Source organism: Oceanobacillus jeddahensis (assembly GCF_000750635.1).
In the GTDB taxonomy this organism is placed as follows: Bacteria; Bacillota; Bacilli; order Bacillales; family Amphibacillaceae; genus Oceanobacillus; species Oceanobacillus jeddahense.
Genome location: NZ_CCDM010000003.1, coordinates 203093 through 229491, shown reverse-complemented (window position 1 = coordinate 229491; position 26399 = coordinate 203093). Strand labels below are relative to the sequence as shown.

The following is a 26399-nucleotide window of genomic DNA, read 5'->3' as shown; positions in this document are numbered from 1 at the left end:
ATATCTATAGGTAGAGCTTATCAACAACAGATAAAAAATCAACTTTTTTCTGATAATGAAAGGGAATAAGATATCCCGACTGCTTTACATAATCATAGGAGATTGATTTCTTACCACCATCAAATTGCTCCTGCCAGCAAACAAATAAATCTTTTGCATCGAATAGATAAGTTTCTTCATAAGCTCGAAACCGTAAAATAATAAAACTGATTCCACCGTGCTCTATTACTTGTTGCATGTGATGAACTTGATGTTCATGAATGTTTGCGAGAGGGAAGGATGTTTTATTTTTCGTTTCCTTTGCCTCAAAGTCAATATACTTTCCTTTATAAATGCCATTATAATCAGTGGTTGATGCCTGTTTAAAATATGCTTCAGTAATTACTGCAGCACTTCGCTTTGGATAATGAACATTTACAATTTGCACGGGTGTCGGTTTTTTATGAATAACTGCCAGTCCTTGCATTCGATAAAAATCTGTCGTTTCATTTATTTCCTCTTCAAGCGTCATTCCTCTCCTGCTAAAACTTGTTTGCTTTGGTTTTATGGTTAGTGGTTTACGCTGACCATTTGGATAATTCATTTTTCTAGCCTCCTAACACAATATCCTGAATGAAAAACAACAATCAGGATATATATAAAACCAGTACACCATATATTATAATATAAATTCAAGAAGGAAACGAATTATAGGGTGCGAAATCTTGAAAGATATGGCTAAAATATGGAGAAAACAAAATGAACTAACCTTTTCCTCAACCTTACATAACCTACGCATATATACATATATTCATAAGGGTCAAAAGTTAAAAAGAACCTAATTATTATTCTGCCGGTAATATACCGTCGCAAAACATAATTAGGTTGGAAAATGAAATCACATTTTAAAAATTTAAGTTGAAGGGCGATTAGGTCCAGCTACTTTCTTGTCCCTTGTTTTTTCATTATTATTCTTTTTGTTATTAGCATTTGTTTTTTGCTGACCTTTTGAGGACTTCATGAGTAATAACCTCCTTCTTTTCTAATTTTAAACGGGCGTTCCTGTTTACTTTCCTGCTGGTGATCAGGCCATTAACAGGCTCATTCTGTTGTGTTAAGAAGATATGTGAAACTCCGTAAAATGAAGTTTCACTATATAGCTTGTCTAATTTTGTGTAAAACATTACAGTTTTGCACTAGTTTTGTTTTGATTGTTCTAGTTTTGTCGAACAAGAAGGTAGTTAGCTTTTTTATGTGGAATAAGTAGCATATCAGGATTAAAATGATACCATTTTATTTTTATAAAATAGGAGGAGAATAAAATATGCTTCTTTCAAAATCAATCATTCCCGAAGAAAGTAACGGATACAGTAAAAAAGATATGGAAAAACAAATAGAACAAATCCAGGAACAGCTTGCTTTAATTCATCTAAAATTAAAAGCAAAGGTAGATAGTGAAGTATGGGTGCAATTTCAAACAAAAACGAATAGCTTGAGACAAACAGAGACGGAAATTCAAAGATTGAAGCAGCTCTTATAATAAAACGAAACTTATTTCAGCGGGAGCTTTACGGGCGGTTCTCCGTGATAAATAAGTTATTGAATATGTTGTCCATGACTTTTCTATCGAATATATGATAAAATTCACTTATAAACATGAAAAGAAAAATATGCAGTTTGAAATTGAAGGATGACATGAAATGAAGCTCAGTGAACAAACAGAAAAATTAAATCAATATTTAGAAACACTACGAGAAAGATTTGATAATAGTGAAGCTCCAAGTGATCGAAAAGATCGAGATTTTTTTAATTTGGTAAAAGAAGAAACGGCACCTATCTACGATTTATTAGAAACCTGGGAAAAAGATGCTTCCGCTGCAGTAAAAGAAAGAAAAGCATCTGTACATCCAAACCAAATTCAATCCACACGAGAAAATATGGAATTATTATTGATGCATAGTTATTATTTGGATGTCAGAAGAAAAAGATATATAGAACTATATACATCCATTCGATATGTTTTTGATTTACTACTAGATACACTAGAAGAAGAAAATTAAAACGTTTCAGATGATGGAGTCAGGGGGAAGATTGGCATGAAAGAAAAATTATTGGAAAAAGCAATTCAAATGAGAACGAAAGCTTATGTACCTTATTCTGAATTTCCAGTAGGTGCAGCGCTATTAACAAGTTCAGGTAAAATCTATACGGGGTGTAACATTGAAAATGCGGCTTATCCATCTACTTGCTGTGCAGAACGGGTTGCTATCTTTAAAGCCATTTCCGACGGGGAAACAGAATTTACAGAAATGGCTGTTGCAGCAGATACAAAACGTCCGGTACCACCGTGTGGAACCTGTAGACAAGTAATGAGCGAATTTTTTGATCCGGATATGACAATTCATTTAACTAATTTAAACAAAAATGTTCAAACCGTCACCACAGATCAGTTACTGCCTTTTTCATTTCAGAAGGAAGATATGGAGTAAAAAGAAATTTAAAACCGAATCATTGTGAGAGATTTAAAATTTTAGAAGGAGACTGATAGCCAGTTTCCTTTTTTATGTTATAATAGCTTTATTTAATATAAAATAATGTTAAAATGAAAACACATGATAGAAAATAACAAGCATAGTATATTTCAGAGGTGATTTGGTAATGAGTATTGATCGCGTTCAACTTAGTGGAAAGAAAATTTTAGAAAAAGATTTTAAAACAGGGATCAGAGGTTACTCTCAGGAGGAAGTAGATGAATTTTTAGATATCATTATTCAAGATTACGATAATTTCAAACAGGAAATTGATCGCTTAAATGAAGAAATTGAAAAATTGAAAAACAATCGACCTACAACAGAAGCACCAAGAGCACGTTCAACACAACAAAGTTCACAGGTGAATTACGATGTTTTAAAACGTTTATCTAATCTCGAAAAAGCTGTATTTGGAAAAAGATACGCTGATTCTGATGAATAAGGAATAGAGATTTGATTTATCTATCGAATTCTGCTAGAATGTTCTAGGTTGCTTAAATGTCTATGTAATCGCTATGTCCTTATTGGATATAGAGGAAAGTCCATGCTCACACAGGCTGCGATGTCTGTAGTGTTCGTGCTTGATGAAGTCATAAGTCAAGGTAGTTTTTATAAACTAACGGCAGATGAGCTATGCTAAGTTACTTTTGTGATATGCAAGCTCTCTTGAAAGTGCCACAGTGACGTAGCTAGTGTGGAAATACATTAGGTGGAACGAGGTAAACCCCACGAGTGAGCAACCCAAATAATGGTAGGGGCATCCTTTAGTAGGGAAATGAACTGAACGAGGGACAGCAATAGCTGTAGATAGATGATTACAACCGGCGTACGAGGTTGACCACCGTTTGTAGTACAATGGAACAGAACATGGCTTATCAGACATTTAAGGGTCGTACTAACGAACGGATTCTATTTTCAATAAAATGAAATAGAATCTTTTTTTCTTTTTATACGTTAAGAAATCTAAAAGATGGCGTAGTAAAAATGTTGAAATACCAAGTATAATAAAAACGATTTTTTATAGAAATTCCAAAATTTGCACATCCTTGTGTTAAGGCGTTTTTCTAATGAACACTATATTAAAACCTGAGAGGGATATAAAAATGAAACAAGTAACTTTAATTGCTACAGCAGCGATGGGCCTTGAATCGATTGTTGCAAAAGAAGTAAAAGACCTGGGATATGAAGCAACTGTAGAAAACGGGAAAGTTATCTTTGACGCGCCAATTTCTGCAATCCCCAGATGTAATTTATGGTTAAGAACAGCTGACCGCGTGAAGATTCTGGTTGGCACGTTTCAGGCAAAAACATTTGATGAATTATTTGAACAGACCAAAGCGCTTCCTTGGGAAAACTATATTGATGAAACGGGACAAATACCTGTATCAGGGAAATCTGTCAAATCGACTTTATACAGTGTACCAGATTGTCAAGCCATTGTGAAAAAAGCGATTGTAGAACGTATGAAATTAAAATATGGTCTTGTCAATAAGCTGGAAGAATCCGGAGCACTTTATAAAACAGAAGTTGCTCTATTAAAGGATGAAGCAACCTTGACGATTGATACTTCTGGGACAGGCTTACATAAGCGCGGTTACCGCGTCGGGCAGGGGGAAGCTCCTTTAAAAGAGACGCTTGCTGCAGCACTTGTTAAATTAACCAATTGGAAGCCTGACGAGCCTTTAATCGATCCATTCTGTGGTTCAGGAACGATTTTAATTGAAGCTGCTTTTATTGGACAAAATATTGCGCCTGGATTTAATCGTGAGTTTGCTTCTGAAGAATGGAGTTTTGTAAAACAAAAACATTGGGATACAGCTTTTACAGAAGCGGAAGAAGTGGCGAACTATGATCAACCTTTATTCATTACTGGGTCCGATATTAGCCATCAGATGATTGAAACAGCTCAGGCAAATGCACTGGAAGCAGGACTCGGGGATTTGATCCAATGGAAACAGATGCAGGTCAGCGATCTCGCGATTAAACAAAAAAATGGCTATTTAATCAGTAACCCGCCGTATGGAGAACGTCTAAGTGATAGAGAAGAAGTAGAGAAGATGTATCGAGATTTAGGTAGCGTTATGAGTCAACATCCATCATGGAGTATGTATATCATTACAGCTTATGAACAATTTGAAAAAATGTACGGAAAAGTAGCTACAAAGAAACGTAAGCTGTTTAATGGATTTATTCAAACGAACTACTATCAATATTTTGGGAAGAAAGAGTAGTTATCTTAATGAAGTAGAACAAATAAGAAAAGGTATATTGCCTAAACGATCCTATAAAGAAATGATTGCAAGGATTAGAGGAAAATTATGTGACGAATCAAAATAATTATCAAGTCATGGAAGTAAAGAAGTTTGAAAAAGGAAATGAGTATCAGGATTAAAATTAAAAGGTAATAGAATAGTTAAATAAGGCTAGAAAACCCAGACGCAAGCAAAGGGAAATATAGCGGATATAGTGATATGGTATTTCATTACTCTGGATAATGAAATTTATCCTCTTACCATTTACTCTAAAAATGATCAAGAAGATATATCAAAATATTATGTTGTTAATCAAAAGAAGAGTAAGTTCCTTATAACCCTCATATTGAAAGTGGAGTTTTCATTTTCAAAGCTTAAACAGAAAATGACAAGTTATCTGAAAATATCTTGAAAAGCTCATCTAAAGTTAATAAAAAGAATCCGTTTTGATTAACCTTCAAAACGGATTCTTTTTATGTTTTAACAAGTTGCATGAGGATTTAATCGCTTTATTTTTCCATTCTCTAGCAGTGAATTGAAAAAGACATGGAAACAGTTACTTTATAAATGGATTCTTTTTTCCTTCTTCAGACACATGTTTTTCTGCAATCCATTTAAAAAATTCTTTTTCAGCTTTTGTTAATTCACGGTCCAGCTTATGCTTGAAATCACTTTCGAGGTTTTTATATATTTTTTTGTTCATCATTTACCAGATAAATTCCCCTTATAAAATACCATCAAACGGAGGAGATCCTGGCGGTGCGTTTTGAATAATATCAATCATTGGAATCGTATATGCAAATAAAATCAAAGCGATCGTAATTCCAATCCACAACTTCCAATTTTCCATCCATCGTGGTGTAGGTTCTGCATCCTCTTCTTCTTCTGCAATAGGATATTCTTCTTCACCTTCAGGAGCAAACGCAACTAAATCTATAAAGATATATACCATCAGGACAATACCAATAAACAGAAGGGATCCTCCTACAGCCTGAGCAGTTTGATAACCAACCCATTCAGCCGCTTGTTCCGTACCGCTGTATTCGGAGAAAGAAGATCTTCTTGGACCTCCTAAGAGTCCTTGAATATGCATGGCTCCAGACATAATCAGCATGCCGACAGCCCATATAATCGTCTGGTATATTCCCAGCTTATGAATCCTTGGAGTCAGCTTCCTGCCAGTTAAATGCGGTATCAGCCAGTATGCGATTCCAAAGAAAGTAAGAATAACGGTTGTTGCAACGGTTAAATGAAAGTGTCCTGTAACCCAGATCGTATTATGAACAAGCGTATTCAATTGATGGGATGCGTTAATAATACCACCCGCTCCACCAGGGATAAACGCAAGCATTCCTACAAACGGTGCTACAAAACGGACATCTTTCCAAGGTAATTTTTTAAACCAGTCAAATAGCCCGGTTGCACCTTGTTTTCTGCCAGTAGTTTCGAACATGGCAAACATGGAAAATGCGGTCATTAAACTCGGAATAATAACCATAAAGGTAAGAACGACTTGAATAAATTTCCATGTCGGGTCAATTCCCGGCTCTGTCAGCTGATGGTGAAAGCCGACAGGAATAGAGAAAAACAAGAACAAAACAAAAGAAAGTCTTGCTAACGAATCACTAAATATTTTTCCGCCAATAATCTTTGGCAAAATAGCGTACCATGCCATATATGCAGGCAATAACCAGAAATAAACAAGTGGATGTCCAAAATACCAGAATAACGTACGGCTTAACAAAACATTTATTGTTTCTGCATAACCTAATGACCATGGGATAAATTGGACCAGAACGGCTACTGCTACACCAATGGAACAAATAACCCACATAATCATATTGATCGTCACCATAAATGCTAAAAGCGGTGTTTTTTGATCCGGATGAGCTTTTTTCCAAACATAGACTTGATGCCAATTTACAAAAGCCGCAATCCAGGAGCCGACAACTACAAGTGTAAGCCCGATATAAAAAATAGGATGAGCTTTTAATGGTGCATAGAAGGTATATAGAACATTTGCTTCACCAAGTAAAATGGCTGTTCCTGTTAAAGCTGTTCCTATCGTCATTATCCAAAAAGAAAGCCAGCCAAGCTTTCGTTGTTTATCAGACATTCCAACTGTTTTACCTAATAAGGAATATTGGAACCCAATAATGAAAAATGTTGTTAATACTAATGCAAGAATTACCCCATGTAAAGTAAGTATTTGATAATAGCCGATACCAAGCGGAAGTTGAAAATCACCTGTTCGTACCAATACTTGTAATAAACCCATTAATCCACCAATAAATAAAGAAATAAATGCCACATACATAAATGAAAGATATAATTTCGCTTGCGGTTTTGTGATACTTAAAGGTGTTAAATTAATTTCTTCACTCGGCTGCTGTTTCATTGCCAGACTCATCGTCGACCACCTCCACTGTTGCAAACATATTGTGATGTCCTACGCCACAATATTCGTTACATACTAATGTAAATTCTCCTGTTTGATTAAGCTCCACTTCCAAGCTGCTGATATACCCTGGTTCAACCATCATATTAACGTTGGTACCAGCAACATTAAATCCGTGAATAACATCTGTTGTGACTACTTGAAATAAAACCGTAGATCCTTTAGGAATTTCAATATGTGATACCGGATTTCCTTCCTCGTCACTTCCTAAGTCATAATTGAAGGCACTTGCCACAACATTAACGATGTATCTATCATCATCTACTTGTGTAAGTCCAAGATTTTCTCTCTGAAACGCTTCGTTTGCTTCAATATTTTCAGGGTCAATGGTAGCTCCGTGGCTTTGCGGGTGTGTACCTAAATAAAATGCTCCAAATCCAAGTATTAATAAAAATAATACAAGTGACCCACTACCGAAGATAAGCCAGACCTTCTCATATTTGTGTAAATGCATCCTCTTTCTCCTCCTTCTTTAGCGCGATAAAAATAATAAAAATACTGCAAACCAGCTGATAAGAATAATAACCCCTATAGTAATTACGGAAAAAAATGTACCTTTTAAATTAGGTTCAGGTTTTTTCATGTGATTCACCCCTTTTGTAACTTCTTGCCTATATGTCTATCATATCTAAAAAAAGCTCTGTAAACGCGGCTAAATCAAACTTTTCACAATTCGTTCAATTCTTCACAAAGGGGTTGATTTCGTTATTTTACAAACTTTTTGGTTAGAAAAGTTTGTGACTTTTTAATGAACAAACAAAAGAAAGTCTTGACAGCATTTAGTGGGTAAAATGATAAAAGGGACATTTTATTGAGCAAGGGAGGGAGGAGTATAGTGGAGCTTTTTTCCTTACATTCTTTATACATCTTAACGTATAAAAAAAGCAGGGCTCCTAAATAGAACCCTGCTTTCATCTATAATGATATTTATTTTTTTACAACATTTGCAGCCTGTGGACCACGTTCACCTTCAACAACATCAAAGGAAACTTCTTGTCCTTCTTCTAAAGTTTTGAATCCTTCTTCTTGAATGGCAGAATAGTGTACGAAAATATCATTCCCTTCTTCTAATTGAATAAACCCGTAGCCTTTTTCTGCATTAAACCATTTTACTACTCCGTTTTCCATGTTAAATTTCCTCCTAAATACTTCCACGTAAAACGCGTGTGATTACAAAGCAGAAGAACGAAATATGAAAAAAGGCAGCTTCCGATAGAAGAACGGGATCATAATCATCCACTTCTATCTATCGAAGCTACCTTTACACTCTAATGATTCCGAACTATCTTCTTTGCTTGTAACTATATTAGCTTAAATTTTTTTCATAGTCAAGAAAACCTTACCATTTTTATATAATAATCAAAAAGTTTTGAATTTAAAGCGGGTATTAAAAAAATTCAGGAAAAGAGTAGTCTGCTATAATCTAGACAAACTGGGATTAGGCTTATTCGTCTCTAGGAAATTATTTGTGCACCCGAACTTTAAAAGGTATGTGTTCTTAGTAGAAGGATATTAATTTGTTGCTCCTCATTTGGAGATTTTTAGACATCCTTTTCTCAATTTTAGATAATTTAATTTAAAGTTGAGAAACAACATATAAAGAGGGTTTTTCTGTTATAATAATGATTGATCAAAACTCTACAGCCACTGTTGCATACTTTTTTTATCTATAGGCAGCAGACGAGCATCACTATGGTTGCTCCAAAATTTTAATTGGAGAAATAATCGCACGCCGATTACAATATGCTTGTTACAGGGTTTCACCTTGATGTCTTTATATGTATTCAAATCAATGGTAGATTTAAAGTAAGAATGTAATGAGAATTATACAAAGAATGATATATTAGCTTCAATATTTCGAGGAGGATTATTCATGCAAGGAGAACAGGGTTATATTGAATTATGCCGTCAAATATTAGATACAGGGAAAGACCGTGATGACCGGACAAACACAGGTACATATTCTGTTTTTGGACATCAAATTCGATTTGATTTACAAAAGGGCTTCCCATTGTTAACTACGAAAAAGGTTCCATTCCGGTTAATTGCAACGGAGTTATTATGGTTTATCAAAGGGGATACAAACATTCGTTATTTATTGAAGCACAATAATAATATTTGGAACGAATGGGCTTTTGAGAAATGGATTAAAAGTTCGGAATACACCGGACCAGATATGACAAATTTTGGTATACGCAGTCAAAAAGATGCTGCTTTTAAAGAAGAATATGATCAACAAATGGAGCTGTTTAAAGAAAAAATATTAAACGATGACGCATTTGCTGAAAAATATGGAGATTTAGGTTCCGTATATGGAAAACAGTGGAGAGATTGGCAAACATCTAAAGGAGAATCCATTGATCAATTAAAAGAAACTATTGAAGCCATTAAAAATAATCCAAATTCCAGGCGCCATATTGTATCGGCTTGGAATCCAGAAGATATTCCAACTATGGCTTTGCCACCTTGTCATACCTTATTTCAATTTTATGTAGCGGATGGAAAATTATCTTGTCAGCTATATCAACGTAGTGCAGATGTCTTTATCGGTGTTCCTTTTAACATTGCGAGTTATGCTTTATTAACTCATTTAATTGCACATGAATGTGGTTTAGAGGTAGGTGAGTTTGTTCATACCTTTGGAGATGCACATATTTATTCCAATCATGTGGAACAAGTAAATTTACAGTTAGAAAGAGATATTAGAGAAATGCCGAAATTAAAAATAAACGCCCCTGACAAGTCTATTTTTGATATCGACATAACGGATTTGGAAATTGAAAATTATCATCCGCATCCTGCAATTAAAGCACCAATTGCCGTTTAAAGAGAGCATTCACATATAGAACGGAGGATAAAAATATGATTTCATTACTATTTGCAGCGAGTAAAAATAATGTAATTGGTTATCAAAATGAAATGCCTTGGCACTTGCCACAGGATTTGAAATTTTTTAAAGAAAAAACAACTGGTAACACGATTATTATGGGCAGGAAAACATTAGAGTCGATGAACGGTCCATTGCCGAAGCGGCGTAATGTCGTGCTGACTAGAAACAAAGATTTATCACTTGATAATGTAGAAATCATTCATGATTTGTCTACCGTAAAGCATTGGAATGAAGAACATCCGGAGATAGAATATTTTATTATTGGCGGCGGAGAAATTTATGAACAAGCACTACCAATTGCTGATCGAATGTATATCACAAGAATCGATGAAGAATTCCCGGGCGATACATTTGCTCCAGTATTTGATGAAGCAGAGTGGGAGCTCACAGAAAAAGAAAAAGGGATAAAGAACGAAAGAAATCCTTACGACTATTATTTTCTGCAATATGACCGTAAGAATTAACTTGTCTAATGTTTTCTAAACATGCTATGATATGAATGAGAGACAATGTTCTATAAGTGCATGTTCAAAGGGTGATAAATTGTACTTTTTGAATATACTATATAAGAGGACACAATATAAATAAAGAAGGTGTCGACAAATGTTAACGAACATAGGTATTCCAGGACTTATATTAATTGTGGTATTAGCCCTCATTATCTTTGGACCAAATAAATTGCCGCAAATAGGGAAAGCCGCTGGACAATCATTAAAGGAATTTAAAAATTCTACACGTGATTTAACACAGGATGTCACGGATGAGGCAAAAGAAGTAAAATCGATTATCAAAGAAGAAAAATGAGTTTAAGCTCGTATATGGAGTGATAAATAATGAACATATTTTCAAACATCGGATTTCCTGGATTAATTTTAATCATTATTGCCGCCCTAATTGTCTTTGGTCCTAATAAACTTCCAGAAATCGGAAGAGCGCTTGGAACAACATTAAAAGAGTTTAAAAATGCAAGCCAGGATATTTTGAATGACAATCCTAAAAAGAAACAGTAATTAAATTGCAGAGGTGTAGGGATTATTCCTTGCATCTCTTTTATGTCGCCAGCTTAAAAGGGGGATTGGAGCATGCCTGAATCAGAAGAACATATACCTGGAGAAAAAGAAATGAACGTAGGAGGACATTTAACAGAACTCCGAAATCGTTTAATTGTTACTGCGATCATATTTCTATTATTTTTTATTGTCGGCTTTATTAATGTAAAAAGCATCTATCAATTTTTTGTGGATGATATCGATATGCAGCTAACGATCATTAGTCCTGCTGAGATTATCTGGATTTATTTCTCATTAGCTGGATTAATCGCCTTTGCCGGCACCATACCAATTATCGCATACCAGCTTTGGGCATTTGTCAGCCCTGCATTAACAGCAAAAGAAAAACGTGTGTCATTAGCCTATATACCAGGTTCATTGTTTTTATTCGTACTGGGACTTGTATTTGGTTATGTCGTATTTATTAAATTAATTTTCCCTTTTCTATTATCCTTGAATGATGATATGTTTAATGTCATGTTTACAGTGGAACGCTATTTCGGATTTTTAATAAAAATCACACTGCCATTTGCCTTTTTATTTGAGCTTCCGATTGTTACAATGTTTTTAACAAGCTTGGGTATATTAACTCCGGCATTTATGATTAAAAACCGAAAATATGCTTATTTCATTTTAATTGTCGTCGGCGTACTGATTACACCGCCTGATTTTTTTCTGCAAATTGTTGTTGCAATACCGCTGATCATTATTTATGAACTGAGTATTCAATTATGCAGAATCATTTACAAAAAGAAACAAGCACAACATGAAGCCTTTATGAATGAATAAAGGAGGGGAAGTATGCATCAATCTTTTTATCAATTCTTATTAACACATCGTGGAAAGTTAGATCAGGATGATTATTCTGCTTTAGCAGATTGGGCATTTTACGATCATCATTTCCCGCAATACGCTACAACGTATGATGAAATTAGTGATTATCTTGAATGGAATAGTCCGTTCCCAAGCGCATTAAGTACTTTTGATGCACTTTGGTCAGAATATGAATGGAAATATAGCAGCTGAATCAAGCTGCTTTTTTTCATGGATAAATAGTTAAATAAATTGGATTAATGGATTAAACAAACGTTTGATCAATGAATATTTGACGAATGTCACATTATTTCGACAATCTTTTATCACTCTTATTGGTTATTTGGTGATTCCTGCGGTTTCCCGGGAAATGATTGCGTAAATAAAAGGAGTGTCTACACAGTTATATCGCTTCCGCATATTCTATAGCAGAACACTAAAAGAGTAAATATGGATAGATAAGGGGTTGATAGTGATGGTTTTTCCACGCAGAAATCAAATGCCTCGTTCGCCGCAGCCCCCTTTTCGTAATGGAAATCATGATTTGAGGGGAATTCCTAGAGAAATTAGAAACACAAGTGGAGTCGCAAATACAAAAGGCGAATCAAGAGGGTTAGCAAGTTTATTGTCTGGAGGTGCCACACAAGGGTTAGCACAAACAGGAGGGGTTTCTACCCTTTCTAAAACACTTGGAGGGGTACAGCAAGTTCTTGGTGTTGTCCAATCAACAGCGCCATTAATTCAAGAATATGGACCAATGGTTAAGAATCTCCCATCAATGTACAGAATGATGAAAGCCTTTAAAACATTCAGTAAGGAAGATAACGATGAACCAACAGAAACAGAAGAGAAGAGCAATCCTCCAAAACGCCCGCATTCAAATATAGAAATAAATAAACAAACGGAAGAAATAAAAGAAGAACCGAAACAGCAAATCAAGGAAAAAGGTGTTTCTACGCCAAAATTGTATATTTAAATCAAGAAGAAGGCTATCGATGTGATTATAAAAGCCTTCTGCTTGATTTTTTTTTATAAAAAAGGAAAAATAGGGGGAGAGTATATAGTAAGAATGGCGATAGGAGGAAAAAGAATGTCACAACAAAAAGAGCTTGCTACATTTGCAGGAGGGTGCTTTTGGTGTATGGTAGAACCATTTGATGAACGTCCCGGAGTAATCAGCATTCGTTCCGGTTATACTGGCGGTCATGTAGAAAACCCAACCTATGAACAGGTTTGTTCTGATACAACAGGTCATGTCGAAGCAGTTCAAATAGAATTTGATCCCAACATTATGCCGTATAAAGAGCTTGTAGAAACATTTTGGCAGCAAATTGACCCTACAGACGCAGGCGGACAATTTAATGATCGTGGTGAATCCTATCAGACTGCTATTTTTTATCATAATGAAGAACAGAAAGAAATAGCGGAGCATTCAAAGGAATTGCTGCAGCAAAGTGGAAAGTTTAAAAAAGATATTATTACGCCGATTCTTCCGGCTAAACCTTTTTACGAAGCAGAGGAAGAACACCAGGATTATTACAAGAAACGCTCTTTTCATTACCGAATGTATAAAAAAGGCTCTGGCCGGGAAGCGTTTATTAAAGAGAATTGGCAAAACAAACCTTCTGAAACAGAATTAAAAGAAAAGCTGACACCACTTCAGTACCACGTTACTCAGGAAAATGGAACAGAACGTCCATTTGATAATGAATATTGGGATAATAAAGAAGAAGGTATCTACGTCGATATTATTTCTGGAAAAGTTCTTTTTTCATCAAAAGATCAATACGATGCGGGTTGCGGCTGGCCAAGCTTTACAAAACCAGTTGATCCGCAGCAGGTTACAGATGTAACAGACACTTCTCATGGGATGGTACGTACAGAAGTGCGTAGTAAACAATCGGATTCTCATTTAGGACATGTTTTTGAAGATGGCCCGAAAGAAGCGGGGGGATTACGTTATTGTATGAATTCGGCAGCAATGCGTTTTATTCCAAAAGATAAAATGGAAGAAGAAGGCTATAGTCACTTTTTATATCTATTCAAATAGATTATAATATTATTATGTAAACAAGCAGAGGAGAACAAATAATGATTCATAAAGATTGGGAAAACAGAGAAACCATTAAACAAATTAAATGCGTACATGCTAATGCGAAAAAATTTATTGTAGATCGTAAGCTCACCCCTGGTAAAGTTTACGACGTAAAAAATGAAACAGAAGAATTTTACTTTATTATAGATAATAGTGATCGTATGGCAGGGTTTAAAAAAGATTATTTTGAAGAGCAGCATTAAAATAATACCAAGCAGGAGATAGGATTTTCTTTCCGAAGAAAGTCTTATCTTCTCCTTACATAAGACATTTCTTTTTATTTTAAAATGCGTTATAATTACTTAATATGTTAACAATGTTGGTAAAGAGGAGGGGAAGAAGCTTTGGCTTTTATTATTACTTCACCATGTAAAACGGAAAAAGCAGGAGAATGCGTAGAAGTTTGTCCTGTTGATTGTATAGAAGAAGGCGAAGATATGTTCTATATCGATCCTGATATTTGCATCGATTGTGGTGCGTGCGAGGCAGTTTGTCCAGTAGAGGCAATTTATATGGAAGATGAAGTGCCAGATGAGGAAAATGAATATATTTCATTAAATCGGCTATTTTTTGAGAATCGTTGATTTTTCTCAAATTAAAGCTTATTTTAATAGTAAGGCTGCTCATTAGAAGCAGTCTTTTTTAATGCACTGTAACATGTTTTATGCAGTGAGTAAGCACAATACCAACACGTTAATCGATGGATAAACCACATAGATCATTGCTACATTTTATTTAGTATTCATTTCTTATGAGTAGACCCAACTAAAAAAGGAGATACTAAAGGAAATATACAAATGTGAGGTGCAATAAATATGGGCTCAACATCAATTTGGCAAGCAGATACCGTATTTCAAGACTTTCCGAAGCTTCAAGAGTCAAAGAAAACAGAGGTCTGTATTGTTGGAGCAGGATTAACTGGAATTACTGCTGCTTATTTACTTTCTAAACAGGGTATGAAAGTAACTTTATTAGAAGCCGACCATGTGCTTAGTGGTGTTACTGGACATACTTCTGCGAAAATCACCGCTCAGCATGGTCTCATTTATTCAGAACTAATCGAAACAATAGGGAAAGAAAAAGCTAGAAAATATTATCAAGCGATGCAAGAAACCATGGAATTTATTAAAAATGAAATCACAGAGAATCACATTGATTGTAATTTTGAAGAGCAAGATGCTTTTCTATATACCGATGATGCTTCTTATTTATCACAATTAGAGAAAGAATTTGAAGCGTATAAGAGCTTGAATATTCCTGGAGAGCTTAGTTCAGAAATGCCTCTGCAAATCCCTTCTAAACAAGCTTTAAAAATGCCAGGACAAGCACAATTCCATCCTTTAAAATATTTACAATTTATGCTTGACGAAGCGATTAAAAATGGAACAGAAGTGTATGAGCAAACAGTTGCGATGAAGCTGGAATATAATAGACAAAAAGCCGTAATCACCAAAGATGATCATCGCGTTTCGTGTGATTATCTGATAGCTGCTACACATTTTCCATATATCGATCATCAAGGACTTTATTTTGCTAAAATGTACGCAGACCAGTCTTATATTGTGTCAGGAAAATGGTCAGGAGAATATCCAGGCGGTATGTATATTAATGTAGAAAATCCAACTCGTTCAATTCGCACAGCTACGTTAAATAATAAAGACGTTTATCTCCTTGTCGGCGGTGAAAACCACCGATCAGGAGAAAATATGGATGAGAAATTATGCTATGACAATTTAAAAGTATTTGCTAAAGAACAATTTGAGCTAACAGATATTTCTTATCAATGGTCTGCACAAGACTTTACTACACTAGATAAGATGCCATACATTGGTCCAATAACAGATGATGATCCTTCTATATTTGTCGCTACAGGCTACCGAAAATGGGGGATGACCAATGGCACATTGGCAGCGAAAATAATTTCTGATACCATTTTGGAAAAGGAAGAAAATCCATACAAAGATTTATTTTCTCCAGCACGCTTTGCCTCTAAACCAATGTTAAAGAACTTATTCAACTTTAACATGGAAGTTGCAACAGAATTATTAAAAGGAAAACTTTCTTTTCCGACCCCTAAAGAAATAGAGGAATTAGAGTTGGATGAGGCAGCGATTACAACTATAAAAGGCGCCCGCGTTGGTCTTTATAAAGATAAGGAAGAAAATGTGTATGCGCTTGATACAACGTGTACGCATTTAGGATGCGAAGTCAATTGGAACAGTGCAGATAGAACTTGGGATTGTCCTTGTCACGGATCGCGTTACCATTATAACGGGGATGTAATGGCAGGGCCGGCAAAAGAGCCATTAAGAAAAGTATCACTGGATGATTAATATGAAAAGGAGCACTCTCACGTGCTCCTTTTATTTATTAGTAACAATAATTTACTTAACTTTTGATTCCATATAGTGTAATATGGATAAATCTAATAAAATTAAATAATGAAATGGATCAATTTGTAGAAGAAGAAGGTGATTTATATTGGAAATAGGTAACATTATTACAATGATTGCTTCCATCATTATTTTTATTAATCTATTATTGGCATTAGGTGTGCTATTTTTTGAAAAGAAAGATGTCGGTTATACTTGGGCGTGGCTATTGGTCTTATTCTTTTTACCGATTGTCGGATTCTTTATTTATATCTTTTTAGGCCGCAGTTTAAAGCAAAATAATTTTTACGGATTAACGGAAGAAGAGCAAAAACTGCTTAAAGAGGAAGTTAACACAGACTTAAAAATAATAGATGAAGAAAAACAAAGTGATGTATCGTGGTTAAATCAATATATTGACCTGATTACAATGAACCTGCGTTCTTCCCATGCGCGCTTATCAGAGGATAATGAGATTTTTATATTTAAGGATGGCCATCAAAAATTTGATGCTTTAATAGATGATATCATGGTTGCAAAACAAGAGGTCAATGTTCAATATTATATTATCCAGCCTGATAACCTGGGGAAAAGATTAAGAGATGCATTAATAACAAAAGCAAAAGAAGGCGTAAAGATTCGTGTGTTATATGATGAAGTAGGATCTAAGAAATTACCATCTCGATTCTTTCATGACCTAAAACAAGCTGGTGGGGAAGTCCGTGTTTTCTTTCCGTCTTTCTTAAAGCTTATTAATTTCCGAATCAATAATCGAAATCACAGAAAGCTTGTTATTATTGATGGCGATCTTTCCTACATCGGCGGATTCAATGTTGGTGATGAATACTTAGGAGAAGACAAAAAATTTGGTTACTGGCGAGATACACATTTTAAAATACATGGAAATGCCGTGAATGATATTCAAGTAAGATTTATTATGGATTGGCACCAAGCTGGAAAAGATAAACATGATGATTATAAAGAATTTTGTTTCCATTTAGAAAAACACCATGGAACAAGCCCGGTGCAAATTGTTTCTAGTGGGCCAAACTCAGAGACCGAGCATTTAAAAAATATGTATATTAAAATGATTCTCTCTGCCAAGGAAAGTGTCTGTATCCAAACACCATATTTTATTCCAGATATAAGCTTTATGGATGCTTGTAAAATGGCGCTCTTATCAGGGGTGGATATCCGAATTATGATTCCTTGCAAGCCTGATCATCCATTTGTTTATTGGGCAACATGGGCGTATGCAGGAGATTTACTTGAATACGGAGCAAAAATATTGCTATACGAGAATGGATTTCTTCATGCTAAAACAATTGTGGTAGATAAGAAGATTGCTTCTGTTGGAACAATGAATATTGATTCCCGAAGCTTCCGGTTAAATTTTGAAGTCAATGCGATTACTTATGATACAGAAGTTTCCGAAGCATTGTACAATATATTTGAAGAGGACTGTCAACAAAGCTCTGAATTAACTACCGAGCGTTATCGGAAACGGTCTTTATGGATTAAATTTAAAGAAAGTATTTCTCGATTACTTTCGCCGATTTTATGATTCCAGAATAAAAAATAAGCCAAGCATAGCTTGATTCATTCTATGCTTGGCTTATTTTTTAATATTTAACATTAAAAGAGTTATATTCAGGTTCTCCATTAAGTTTGTTTACATCCATTTCACTTACTTTTGCAAAACGAGAGGGGCCTCTTTTTATTTCTTCAAGAAACCGGTCGATATTATCATCGTCTCCATATGCTTCTATTAAAACAGCACCATCATCTTCATTTTTTACCCATCCAACGATATCATGACTCATAGCAGTATGCTGTGTAAAGTAGCGAAACCCAACACCTTGCACTCGTCCTTGAACTTTAGCAGATACATACTTCATTGATAATCACCTCTTAGTAGATATGATAGCATAGATTATTTATCAATTTACAGTAAAGTGATAGAACATAGGAAGTGAATATTCTGAAAATAATAATTAATAAAAGGATGTGAGCAAGGAGCTTTTGTTAACAGTAGCAATGATAAGAAATATAATAGAGAGGAGGAAGGGTGAATTTGCATCTATTTGAAAAAATGCTGCCAAAATGAACTTTCTAAAGAAGCTTTATTGAAAAAGAATGTAATGAATGAAATGTTTATCGGACACATAAAGGGTGAATCGTCAAGCATAATGACTATTTAAAAATAGAAACGCATATTTTTGAAAGCATGAAAATCAAATTGACGTTTTATATCTGCACAGGATAGCTATTCGGCAAGTCAGCCAGAACGCAGCTGCAAAGAATATAAAAGATTGGATAGCGTTGCTTGGATACTAATTTATGGATTAAGATTTGATTTAGACAGACGAATAAATAGAATAGCAAATCAAAACTGTAAAAATTCAATTTCATCTCACTATCTAAAGTATACTTTAATTTGAGATGAAATATTTTGTTTTAATTATAACTTCCCATAATATATATTATGTAAACTAGGAAATTTTCAAAGAAAATAGTTGCTTACACAACCTTTCAATCAATAAAATATATACTCTGTTCTATTACATCATTTATGAATAGATTATTCTCTTTGGCAAACTTTTTAACTTCAGTTAACAGATCTTTATCATAAGTGGTTTTATATTGAATCCGGTCATTGGGTCTTGTTTGTAGAGTGATTGATAGCTCACTCTTTGCTAGCATATTTTTTAATCCAATTTCGATTAAATGATTGAGGCGCATTTTCCGTTCTTTAGCAATAACTTTTAAACGATTCAATGTTCTACTACTTATATTCGTTTTATATTCGTTCGAAACGCTATTCTCGAACCCAAGTTTATATGTTCCAGTTTCCCATCTTTTTGTGTCCATTTAGGTACATCTCGTTCGTCTTCAACATAATAAGGATTATCTAAATGCTGAGTCATATAGACTCTTTTATAGATTAAAAAGTTATTAGTATCTGTATGTTTGTAAACAATTTTTGCTAATTTCTGAATTTCTGTTTTCCCGTTGAGCCATACTCGATAAATAGGATTGCCACTTTGGCCTGTGATTGATGTGATTTTCGGTTTTAATTTCCATGATAAAAATAACGATAATAAGGCTTCTGAAAATGGTTTACTGCCTGATGTAATGTGCATGGCATAACCTGCTTTATCAACCCAGCCATCACTATCTACAACTCCTCGAATAAAAGAAGTGAGGAACTCATCCGGCACCTTAGGAAATTGTACAGATAATGACTTATTAGGCAATACTCCCAACTTCACTAAATCATTTTTAATTTCTTTTGAATTAATAATCAATGTTGCTGTTATTCTTGTTTGATATTTCTTCGATAAAATGTAATCTGCATTCATATAATTTGCTACTTGGCGCAGTATCATTTGATTTTTTTGAGTTAATGAGACACTGGAGTTAGTCTTATTTATACAACCATCTGTTATAAACAACCCCAAAACCCACGCCATTTCATGGGACCATTTCTTAAAGTAATTTTCGTTAATTTTATGCTTTCGTGGCTGTCCTGAAGATTGTTCTCTGTTCATTTTAATACCGTGTTTATACATGACATTACGTATAGCACGATCAGATATACCAATCCGTGAAACCATTTCTTTAAAAGGCATGCCACTTTTATACATCTTGATAATTGCTTCGTCCGTGATTCCTGGATTTCTAGGCACAATTTTATCTCCTTTCATTTGTTTTCTTATACCTAATTATACAAACAATTGTTCGTGTATTCAAGTAGAAACCTAGGAGGATTAAAAGCTATAAAGTGAGTTGGATAATACGCTGATAATTATTCATCAATCTTAGGCATATCCATCTTATCTACAGCATTCTTTAAATCATCATTGTTAATATGCGTATAAATCATCGTCGTTTGTATCGATGAGTGTCCGAGTTGGCGCCTTAATTTCGGTACATCGTTAATTTCATTGTGATACCTTGTTGCAAAGGAATGTCTTAATTTATGAACAGATAATGAGGGTTTCCCGAAAGCATTGGCGTATTTTTCGATTAATTTTTCAATAGAGCGTGCAGTTAAGCGCCGCGGCGTTCCTTTTGGTCCCATTGCAGCAGCAATAAATAAAGCTTTATTCGTTTTCTCAACATGATAGCGTGCCGATCTGATTTGTAAATATTCATTTAGGTCATCCATCGCTTGCTTGCTGAAATAAACATATTGTTCTTTGTTTCCTTTACGTATAGCACGTGCAGTAAATTTGCTGTGATCAATATCATCTAAATCCAGGTTTACAAGCTCTGAAAGTCGTAATCCGGAGCCTAAAATAAGCGAGACAATTGCTGTATCACGTTCACGGTTCAGGAGATGAAAGTTGACGATTTTTTTATTATCTTTAAAAAGTTCACCATAATCATAGGCAACAAACTGGCGAAATTGTTCATATTCATCACCCATTAAAATTTTTCCTTCCATTTTATTTGCGGTTGTTTCCATACTTTCTTTGATATCATTGAATTCCAGCTTTGCCATTACATTACGCTTTAAATACGGTTGTAAATCACGTGTTTCAGCAATATTTTGCAGGTAATTGAAAAACGACTTTAAACTAGATAATTTGCGGTTTATTGTGAGTTCTTTGTTATGTAGTTGGTATTTTAGAAAGGCCAAAAATCGTTCAGCTTCCTGGACAGTTAATGATTCAAGTAATTCAAGCGGCAGATCTTTCAGTTCACCAGAATAAAAATTTTCGGTAACAAGCCAATTGAAAAAGATTTTATAATCGTGCGCATAATTAAGTAGTGAAGCTGCTGATAATTTTCTTTCTTTATAATTGATAAATTCTTCGACATACCAAGGAAGTTCCTTAAGCAAAGTTTGTAATTTGTTGTATAGTTGCTGTTTGGAATGATTTACCATTTGATCACCTCATAGATAAATTTTACAATACTCTACTCATAATCGCAATTATTACGTCAAATTTATATTTTACGTAATAATATATTTATATGCTATTTCTTTCATATGGCTTCTCTCTTCTTATATCTGAATGTGTTGATAATATTAATATTAACGTAATAAAAACAAAAAAATTTACCGTATTAGGAAAACGTACTCCTCCCTGCAGAAAAAAGTACGTTTTCCTTACTCTAATATTAAAAATGATACGCTGTTATAATTTTCTCTCTATCCAAAGACAAATCATTAAAGTACTCATTAGGTGTTTCCTTTAATCTATTTCTAAATTCGCTTATACAATCTATTCATAAGGGAATAACAAACCAAAAAGTATGCATATGTTCTCCGGAATTGACACCTATTTTTCCATAATGACGTTCGATGATCTCCTTTGAAATAGCAAGTCCTAAGCCCGATCCCCCAAATTCTCGTGACCTGGAATTTTCTATCCGATAAAAACGTTCAAAAATTCGTTCTTTATCTTTTTCTGAAATGCTTCTTCCCGGCCCTGTTATAGAAACCTTATACTCATTAAGAAGCTTTTCTCCTTTTACAATAATTGGTTCTACACCATCATAATAACGAATCGCATTATCCATTAAATTACTGATAACCTGAGAAATATTTGTACGATTAATAATAGCAACGCCGGGTTGAATATCAACTTCTAATTTAATCTGTTTCTTTTCCAATGACCATTGAAATATTTCAATGGATCTTTCAATAAATTCCTGCATATCAATAGGTTCTTTTTCATTAAAGGAATATGTTTGCATATCATCCCATTCTTTTAATTGTTCCATTTGTTCAACTAACTGCGTTAACTTCGATGATTCTGTATAAAGAGACTGATATAACTTTTCATCTCCTTCCATGACTCCATTTTGCAAAGCAAGTAAATAACCATTTAAGTTTGTTAATGGTGTTCGAAACTCATGTGATAAATCAGATACAAGATTTTTTCTTTGCTGTTCATTTGTTTCCAGTTTTTGAACCAAATCATTAAAATGATGAATTAATTCAACTACTTCGCTGTCTCCTTTTACATGAATAGAACTTGGATATTTCCCTTGTTTCATCTCTTTGGTAGATTGGATTAACTCTTTTAATGGCTGGATCATTTTTTTCGTTAAATAAAAATGAATAAGGCTGCCTAAAATAACAGCAGAAATACTAAATATCCATAAATATTGAAAGAGTGTTGCTTGAAACTGATTTTGTTTTTGTGCGGTCATTGAGGTTAATCCATCTGCCAACGTACAAGCTGTATTATAAATTGCCCAGCTGCTAAGCATTACAAAAGCTACAATTACAATAATATTAATGAATGTTAGCTGAAATAATAATCGCTTAGGAAGGAAACTCCTTCCCCATTTATTCTGTAACAAACTTATACCCCATTCCTCGAACTGTCGTAATACGTTCTGGAGAAGCTGGATTGACTTCGATTTTTTTGCGTAACTTTTTGATATGTGCATCAATGCTTCGATCTGTAACTAATTTATTTGCATAAGGATATAATTGCTCCATTAAACTCTCCCTAGAGATTACTACATTGGGATTCTCCATAAAATAATATAATAGATTAAATTCATGCTTGGTTAACTCTAATTGCGTATTAAATAACCATACTTCCCCTTTTCGAGGCTTAATACACAGACCATTGTAAGCAATCTTTTGACAGTATTGCCCTGTACGGCGGAGAACGGCTTCTATATGAGCTAGAAGTTCATTCGGATCAAAAGGTTTCACTAAATAGTCGTCTGCTCCAATTTTTAAACCATTAATCTTATCTTCTGTACGTGATTTCGCAGACAGCATAATAATAGAAACCTCATTTCTTTCTTGTTCTCTAAGCCACATACAAAATTCTTCGCCACTTACCTTTGGGAGCATAAGATCTAATATAATAAGACAAGGATGCTCAGTTAAAAAAACTTCCTTCGCTTCTTCCCCATCTACAGCTGTAAAAACATCATAATCAGCTTTTTTTAAATAAATGCTGATCAGCTCACGTATCATATTATCATCCTCAACAACCAATACCGTCTGTTTCATCCCCATTCATTCCTTCCACTATTTTATAAGAAGATTACTCCATTTTCTCAAACTCCTGAACCATGAAATCATAATTTAAAGAACCAAATGCTTTAAATGAAACTACTCCATTTGAGTCTATCATATACGATGTAGGTATGGGTTGAATCATGTATTGTTCCGCAACCTTTATCTCCTCATCTAATAAAATTGGAAAAGTTAACTTATATTCATTAATAAAACTCTCTACCTGCTGCAAATCGTTCTCTGTTTCTGTTAAATTAACTGCTAAAATAACTATATCTTTATCTTGATAAAACTCTTCCATGTCGGGCATTTCTGCTCTACATGGAGGACACCATGTGGCCCAAAAGTTAATCATCACTTTTTCTCCACGAAAATCAGATAACTTCGCTGTTTCACCATCTAAAGTCTGAAGTTCAAAATCAGGAGCAATATTTCCCTCTTCAAGACCAACTTCCTTATTTTCCGACACATTGTTATTTTCTCCAGAATCTAATTGCTCTCTAACATCCTCCTCTAAACTACTTTCATCTTCTACAGGTACAAATTCATCTGTAGATTGCCTATTAGAGTCTATAAAATCATACAGTGCCCATCCAATCATTCCAACTATGATAATAGCAAAAATCCATTTTTTCATTGCAATGTCCTCCTTAGCCTAACTTTGATAACCACGTATCATCTACCAAATCAAGCAAAAACCCTGAAATAAAAGGCATCCATCCAAAGAACAAAACGACACCCATGATAATCATCATTACTGCCCCAACTTTCATAATGATATTACTATGCCGGACAATCCATCTGGTTTTTCCTATAAACAATGTTAGAACTAAAAATGGTATCGCAAAACCGATAACATATAAAAAAGTGTAGAATATTCCTTGTCCAGGATTACTTGCGGCTAAAAATAATATAGATCCAAAAATTGGACCAATACATGGTGTCCAACCGGCAGCAAAACCTAATCCTACAAAAAAAGTTCCTAAATATCCAGCTTGTTTTTTTGTTGAGTGAAAACGATGTTCCCTCATCATAAAAGGGATATTTATCCAACCTGCTATAAATAAACCCATAATGATAATAAAAATTCCTGCTATTCTTTGAATAAACAACCCTGAGTCTCCGAACAGCAAGTTCTGTACCCATTGCCCCAAAAGAGAAGCTCCTGCTCCCAAACTAATGAACACCAGAGAAACTCCTAACAAAAAGAGCAAAGAATGGGCAAATAGTTGACGAAGAATTTGAACATTCTTATTTCCTTGTAACTCTTTCACACTAATTCCTGTTATGTATGACATATAGGCTGGAAAAATCGGTAATACACAGGGAGATAAAAAAGATAACACTCCTGCTCCCATTGCTAAAAACATACCAGTAAGCAGCATTGTATCTGCTTCAATCATACTCATTATTTACCCCCTCCCTTTTTAAATTGGAGATTACTAAAACGATAATAAAAAAGATACTGATAAACCATGGTTCCATCATATAACCAAAAACGGTTACGAACGGCTGAATAAAAGATAAAATGATTATTCCGAGCGACCAGCTGCTTAGGATAATCAACAATAATAATTTTATTTGAATTCGTTCCCGCAGGAAAAAGTATAAGAACATTAGAACAGAAAGCAGTAACAGATATCCAAATGCAAACATACTATTTTTCAAAATAATTTCTAGAAATTCATATAAGAAAGAAGCAACTAAAAATACATGCACAAAAGAATCTATGAATGGACTCATATCTAATTTCTTTTGCTTATCCTTATAGATCAGCAAAAGAATACTTGCAAACACTGCAATATAAAAAGCTGTTGAATTAGCAGGATATGCCAATATTGTTAATGGGTCAGATAAGAAGCTGGATAGATTTAAAACAATTTTCCCTGCCCACATAAAGAGGATAAAATTAATTAGTTGGGATATAATTTCTGCCATATATTTTTTCTTCGCTTTTGCAGGTAGATGACTCATGATGTAAAAGGAAAGACATCCTACCAAAAAACTGACAGCAACAATCCCTATCGCAATGAGTTTACTTGTTATTGCCATTCAGGTATTCCTCCATTCCAAACCCTTTCCGTTTCTATATTAACCATCAAATGTGAAAATTTGATGAAAAGGCTAAGAAATTTTTAAGAACTCCATTGTTTATTATTGAATACGTTCTTAAAGTGCAACAAAAAACTTATTAAACATCTTAAAAAATAGTTAAAGCGTTTTGACTTCTAAAAGGTTAAACTTGAGATCATACTTGAATCGGCATAAATAATAGAAGGCTGTCGCACAATAAATTCATTCATTGTACAACAGCCTCTTTTTTAAATTGTTATTATGATCTATTTTCAATTATTATAGTATAACTTATTTATTTGTATTACTTCAGTACATCACATGATGGAATAGCGATTTACTATTTTAGTAATCAATAAAATAATGATTAAATCATGCTGTATGGATGGATTCAGTTATCAAAATACTATCTTTGACTGATTGAATCATACCACAATTTTTATGTGTTAGTTCTAATGCTTTTTCTAGCTTTTTATCGGATGCATCAGTCGAAATAACGGTAAATGTCAAATCCATTTTTTCAATACGATTAACAATATCAGGATTACGCACCATGCTTGCAGTAACTTGAATATCGGAAAAAGGAATTCTCATTTTCTCTAATATTCTCTTTAATACGAGCCCGCTGCAACCAGCAACAGAGGATACCATCATCTCATACGGCCGATAACCATTTTCATCTTGACTGGAAACTTGTAAATCTCCATAGTTAACAGATGTTTGAAATCCATCTTCATTCATGTGAAATTGAAACATTATTCTATCTCCTTTCATAATCGTACATATAATGGTATCTTTCCAATGTGAAAATTTAATGAAAATCAAAAAATATGACTTAGTTTTTTTCAGAATATCATACTTATTAATATATTAAAGGAGACATTAACATA

At 34.2% G+C, this 26399-nt stretch carries 33 protein-coding genes and 1 other RNA gene; 18 read left to right on the top strand and 16 right to left on the bottom strand.

Going from position 1 to position 26399, the window contains the following annotated elements; all coding sequences use genetic code 11:
- Positions 1–4: 4 nt before the first annotated feature.
- A complete protein-coding gene (gene recU, locus BN986_RS14510) occupies positions 5–583 on the bottom strand; it encodes a Holliday junction resolvase RecU (protein ID WP_040981346.1) in 579 nt (192 codons plus the stop codon).
- A gap of 720 nt (positions 584–1303) precedes the next feature.
- Here recU and BN986_RS14505 point away from each other — a divergent pair.
- The 6 genes from BN986_RS14505 (at position 1304) to BN986_RS14485 (ending at position 4741) form a co-directional block, all read left to right on the top strand.
- Entirely contained in the window at positions 1304–1519 is a 216-nt protein-coding gene (locus tag BN986_RS14505; protein ID WP_040981344.1) for a hypothetical protein, read from the top strand.
- A gap of 160 nt (positions 1520–1679) precedes the next feature.
- Positions 1680–2039, top strand: coding sequence for a DUF1798 family protein (locus tag BN986_RS14500; protein WP_040981342.1), 360 nt, complete (start codon positions 1680–1682; stop codon positions 2037–2039).
- Between the two features lie 36 nt (positions 2040–2075).
- Positions 2076–2468: a cytidine deaminase gene (locus BN986_RS14495; RefSeq protein WP_040981340.1), complete on the top strand. Its 393-nt coding sequence runs from the start codon at positions 2076–2078 to the stop codon at positions 2466–2468.
- Positions 2469–2637: 169 nt separating this feature from the next.
- The gene (gpsB, locus tag BN986_RS14490) at positions 2638–2952 is read left to right on the top strand and encodes a cell division regulator GpsB (protein ID WP_040981338.1); all 315 of its coding nucleotides are present in this window, start codon (positions 2638–2640) and stop codon (positions 2950–2952) included.
- A gap of 56 nt (positions 2953–3008) precedes the next feature.
- Positions 3009–3390, top strand: an RNA gene (gene rnpB, locus BN986_RS26275) — RNase P RNA component class B.
- Between the two features lie 223 nt (positions 3391–3613).
- On the top strand, positions 3614–4741 hold the full coding sequence (locus tag BN986_RS14485; protein WP_040981336.1) for a THUMP domain-containing class I SAM-dependent RNA methyltransferase: 1128 nt from the start codon (positions 3614–3616) through the stop codon (positions 4739–4741).
- Between the two features lie 577 nt (positions 4742–5318).
- On the opposite strand, the gene BN986_RS27100 is transcribed toward BN986_RS14485, so the two are convergent.
- The 5 genes from BN986_RS27100 to BN986_RS14470 form a co-directional block, all read right to left on the bottom strand.
- Positions 5319–5465, bottom strand: a complete 147-nt coding sequence (locus BN986_RS27100; protein WP_157037085.1) for a hypothetical protein — start codon at positions 5463–5465, stop codon at positions 5319–5321.
- A 21-nt stretch (positions 5466–5486) separates the two neighbouring features.
- Entirely contained in the window at positions 5487–7079 is a 1593-nt protein-coding gene (locus tag BN986_RS14480; protein WP_392392295.1) for a b(o/a)3-type cytochrome-c oxidase subunit 1, read from the bottom strand.
- Positions 7080–7140: 61 nt separating this feature from the next.
- Entirely contained in the window at positions 7141–7674 is a 534-nt protein-coding gene (locus tag BN986_RS14475) for a cytochrome c oxidase subunit II (RefSeq protein ID WP_040981331.1), read from the bottom strand.
- 18 nt (positions 7675–7692) lie between these two features.
- The gene (locus BN986_RS26270; RefSeq protein WP_074435684.1) at positions 7693–7803 is read right to left on the bottom strand and encodes a cytochrome c oxidase subunit 2A; all 111 of its coding nucleotides are present in this window, start codon (positions 7801–7803) and stop codon (positions 7693–7695) included.
- Between the two features lie 344 nt (positions 7804–8147).
- Entirely contained in the window at positions 8148–8348 is a 201-nt protein-coding gene (locus BN986_RS14470; RefSeq protein WP_040981329.1) for a cold-shock protein, read from the bottom strand.
- 745 nt (positions 8349–9093) lie between these two features.
- On the opposite strand from BN986_RS14470, the gene BN986_RS14465 reads away from it, so the two are divergent.
- From BN986_RS14465 to cls, 12 genes are all read left to right on the top strand, one after another.
- Complete coding sequence (locus tag BN986_RS14465) at positions 9094–10047, top strand: thymidylate synthase (protein WP_040981327.1); 954 nt, start codon at positions 9094–9096, stop codon at positions 10045–10047.
- Between the two features lie 35 nt (positions 10048–10082).
- Positions 10083–10574, top strand: a complete 492-nt coding sequence (locus BN986_RS14460) for a dihydrofolate reductase (RefSeq protein ID WP_040981325.1) — start codon at positions 10083–10085, stop codon at positions 10572–10574.
- A gap of 139 nt (positions 10575–10713) precedes the next feature.
- Entirely contained in the window at positions 10714–10914 is a 201-nt protein-coding gene (locus BN986_RS14455; protein ID WP_040981323.1) for a twin-arginine translocase TatA/TatE family subunit, read from the top strand.
- 35 nt (positions 10915–10949) lie between these two features.
- The gene (gene tatA / locus BN986_RS14450) at positions 10950–11120 is read left to right on the top strand and encodes a twin-arginine translocase TatA/TatE family subunit (protein WP_040982187.1); all 171 of its coding nucleotides are present in this window, start codon (positions 10950–10952) and stop codon (positions 11118–11120) included.
- Between the two features lie 72 nt (positions 11121–11192).
- Positions 11193–11948 (top strand): twin-arginine translocase subunit TatC, encoded by a 756-nt coding sequence (gene tatC / locus BN986_RS14445; protein ID WP_040981321.1) that lies wholly within the window; start codon positions 11193–11195, stop codon positions 11946–11948.
- 12 nt (positions 11949–11960) lie between these two features.
- Positions 11961–12185 (top strand): YozE family protein, encoded by a 225-nt coding sequence (locus BN986_RS14440; protein ID WP_040981320.1) that lies wholly within the window; start codon positions 11961–11963, stop codon positions 12183–12185.
- Positions 12186–12447: 262 nt separating this feature from the next.
- Entirely contained in the window at positions 12448–12948 is a 501-nt protein-coding gene (gene vrrA, locus BN986_RS14435) for a VrrA/YqfQ family protein (protein ID WP_040981318.1), read from the top strand.
- Positions 12949–13062: 114 nt separating this feature from the next.
- Complete coding sequence (msrB, locus tag BN986_RS14430) at positions 13063–14022, top strand: peptide-methionine (R)-S-oxide reductase MsrB (RefSeq protein ID WP_040981316.1); 960 nt, start codon at positions 13063–13065, stop codon at positions 14020–14022.
- A gap of 41 nt (positions 14023–14063) precedes the next feature.
- On the top strand, positions 14064–14270 hold the full coding sequence (locus BN986_RS14425; protein ID WP_040981314.1) for a DUF6501 family protein: 207 nt from the start codon (positions 14064–14066) through the stop codon (positions 14268–14270).
- A gap of 141 nt (positions 14271–14411) precedes the next feature.
- A complete protein-coding gene (locus BN986_RS14420; RefSeq protein ID WP_040981312.1) occupies positions 14412–14651 on the top strand; it encodes an indolepyruvate ferredoxin oxidoreductase subunit alpha in 240 nt (79 codons plus the stop codon).
- 231 nt (positions 14652–14882) lie between these two features.
- Positions 14883–16400: an FAD-dependent oxidoreductase gene (locus tag BN986_RS14415; protein ID WP_040981310.1), complete on the top strand. Its 1518-nt coding sequence runs from the start codon at positions 14883–14885 to the stop codon at positions 16398–16400.
- Between the two features lie 148 nt (positions 16401–16548).
- Positions 16549–18003: a cardiolipin synthase gene (cls, locus tag BN986_RS14410; protein ID WP_040981307.1), complete on the top strand. Its 1455-nt coding sequence runs from the start codon at positions 16549–16551 to the stop codon at positions 18001–18003.
- A 58-nt stretch (positions 18004–18061) separates the two neighbouring features.
- Here the strand turns inward: cls and BN986_RS14405 are convergent, their stop codons facing one another.
- From BN986_RS14405 to BN986_RS14360, 10 genes are all read right to left on the bottom strand, one after another.
- Positions 18062–18337, bottom strand: a complete 276-nt coding sequence (locus BN986_RS14405) for an acylphosphatase (RefSeq protein WP_040981305.1) — start codon at positions 18335–18337, stop codon at positions 18062–18064.
- Between the two features lie 634 nt (positions 18338–18971).
- Entirely contained in the window at positions 18972–19217 is a 246-nt protein-coding gene (locus tag BN986_RS14400) for a hypothetical protein (protein WP_052400815.1), read from the bottom strand.
- Between the two features lie 11 nt (positions 19218–19228).
- Entirely contained in the window at positions 19229–20128 is a 900-nt protein-coding gene (locus tag BN986_RS14395; RefSeq protein ID WP_040981304.1) for an LAGLIDADG family homing endonuclease, read from the bottom strand.
- A gap of 119 nt (positions 20129–20247) precedes the next feature.
- Entirely contained in the window at positions 20248–21333 is a 1086-nt protein-coding gene (gene xerS / locus BN986_RS14390) for a tyrosine recombinase XerS (RefSeq protein WP_040981302.1), read from the bottom strand.
- Between the two features lie 344 nt (positions 21334–21677).
- The gene (locus BN986_RS14385; protein WP_040981300.1) at positions 21678–22760 is read right to left on the bottom strand and encodes a sensor histidine kinase; all 1083 of its coding nucleotides are present in this window, start codon (positions 22758–22760) and stop codon (positions 21678–21680) included.
- A complete protein-coding gene (locus BN986_RS14380; protein WP_040982184.1) occupies positions 22747–23430 on the bottom strand; it encodes a response regulator transcription factor in 684 nt (227 codons plus the stop codon). The genes BN986_RS14385 and BN986_RS14380 overlap by 14 nt, the downstream gene beginning before the upstream one ends.
- A 34-nt stretch (positions 23431–23464) precedes the next feature.
- Complete coding sequence (locus tag BN986_RS14375) at positions 23465–24073, bottom strand: peroxiredoxin family protein (protein WP_040981299.1); 609 nt, start codon at positions 24071–24073, stop codon at positions 23465–23467.
- Positions 24074–24086: 13 nt separating this feature from the next.
- Complete coding sequence (locus BN986_RS14370) at positions 24087–24845, bottom strand: cytochrome c biogenesis CcdA family protein (RefSeq protein ID WP_040981297.1); 759 nt, start codon at positions 24843–24845, stop codon at positions 24087–24089.
- On the bottom strand, positions 24832–25488 hold the full coding sequence (locus BN986_RS27395; RefSeq protein ID WP_040981294.1) for a hypothetical protein: 657 nt from the start codon (positions 25486–25488) through the stop codon (positions 24832–24834). Before BN986_RS27395 ends, BN986_RS14370 begins: the two co-directional genes overlap by 14 nt.
- A 393-nt stretch (positions 25489–25881) precedes the next feature.
- Positions 25882–26265: an OsmC family protein gene (locus BN986_RS14360; protein WP_040981292.1), complete on the bottom strand. Its 384-nt coding sequence runs from the start codon at positions 26263–26265 to the stop codon at positions 25882–25884.
- Between the last annotated feature and the right edge of the window lie 134 nt (positions 26266–26399).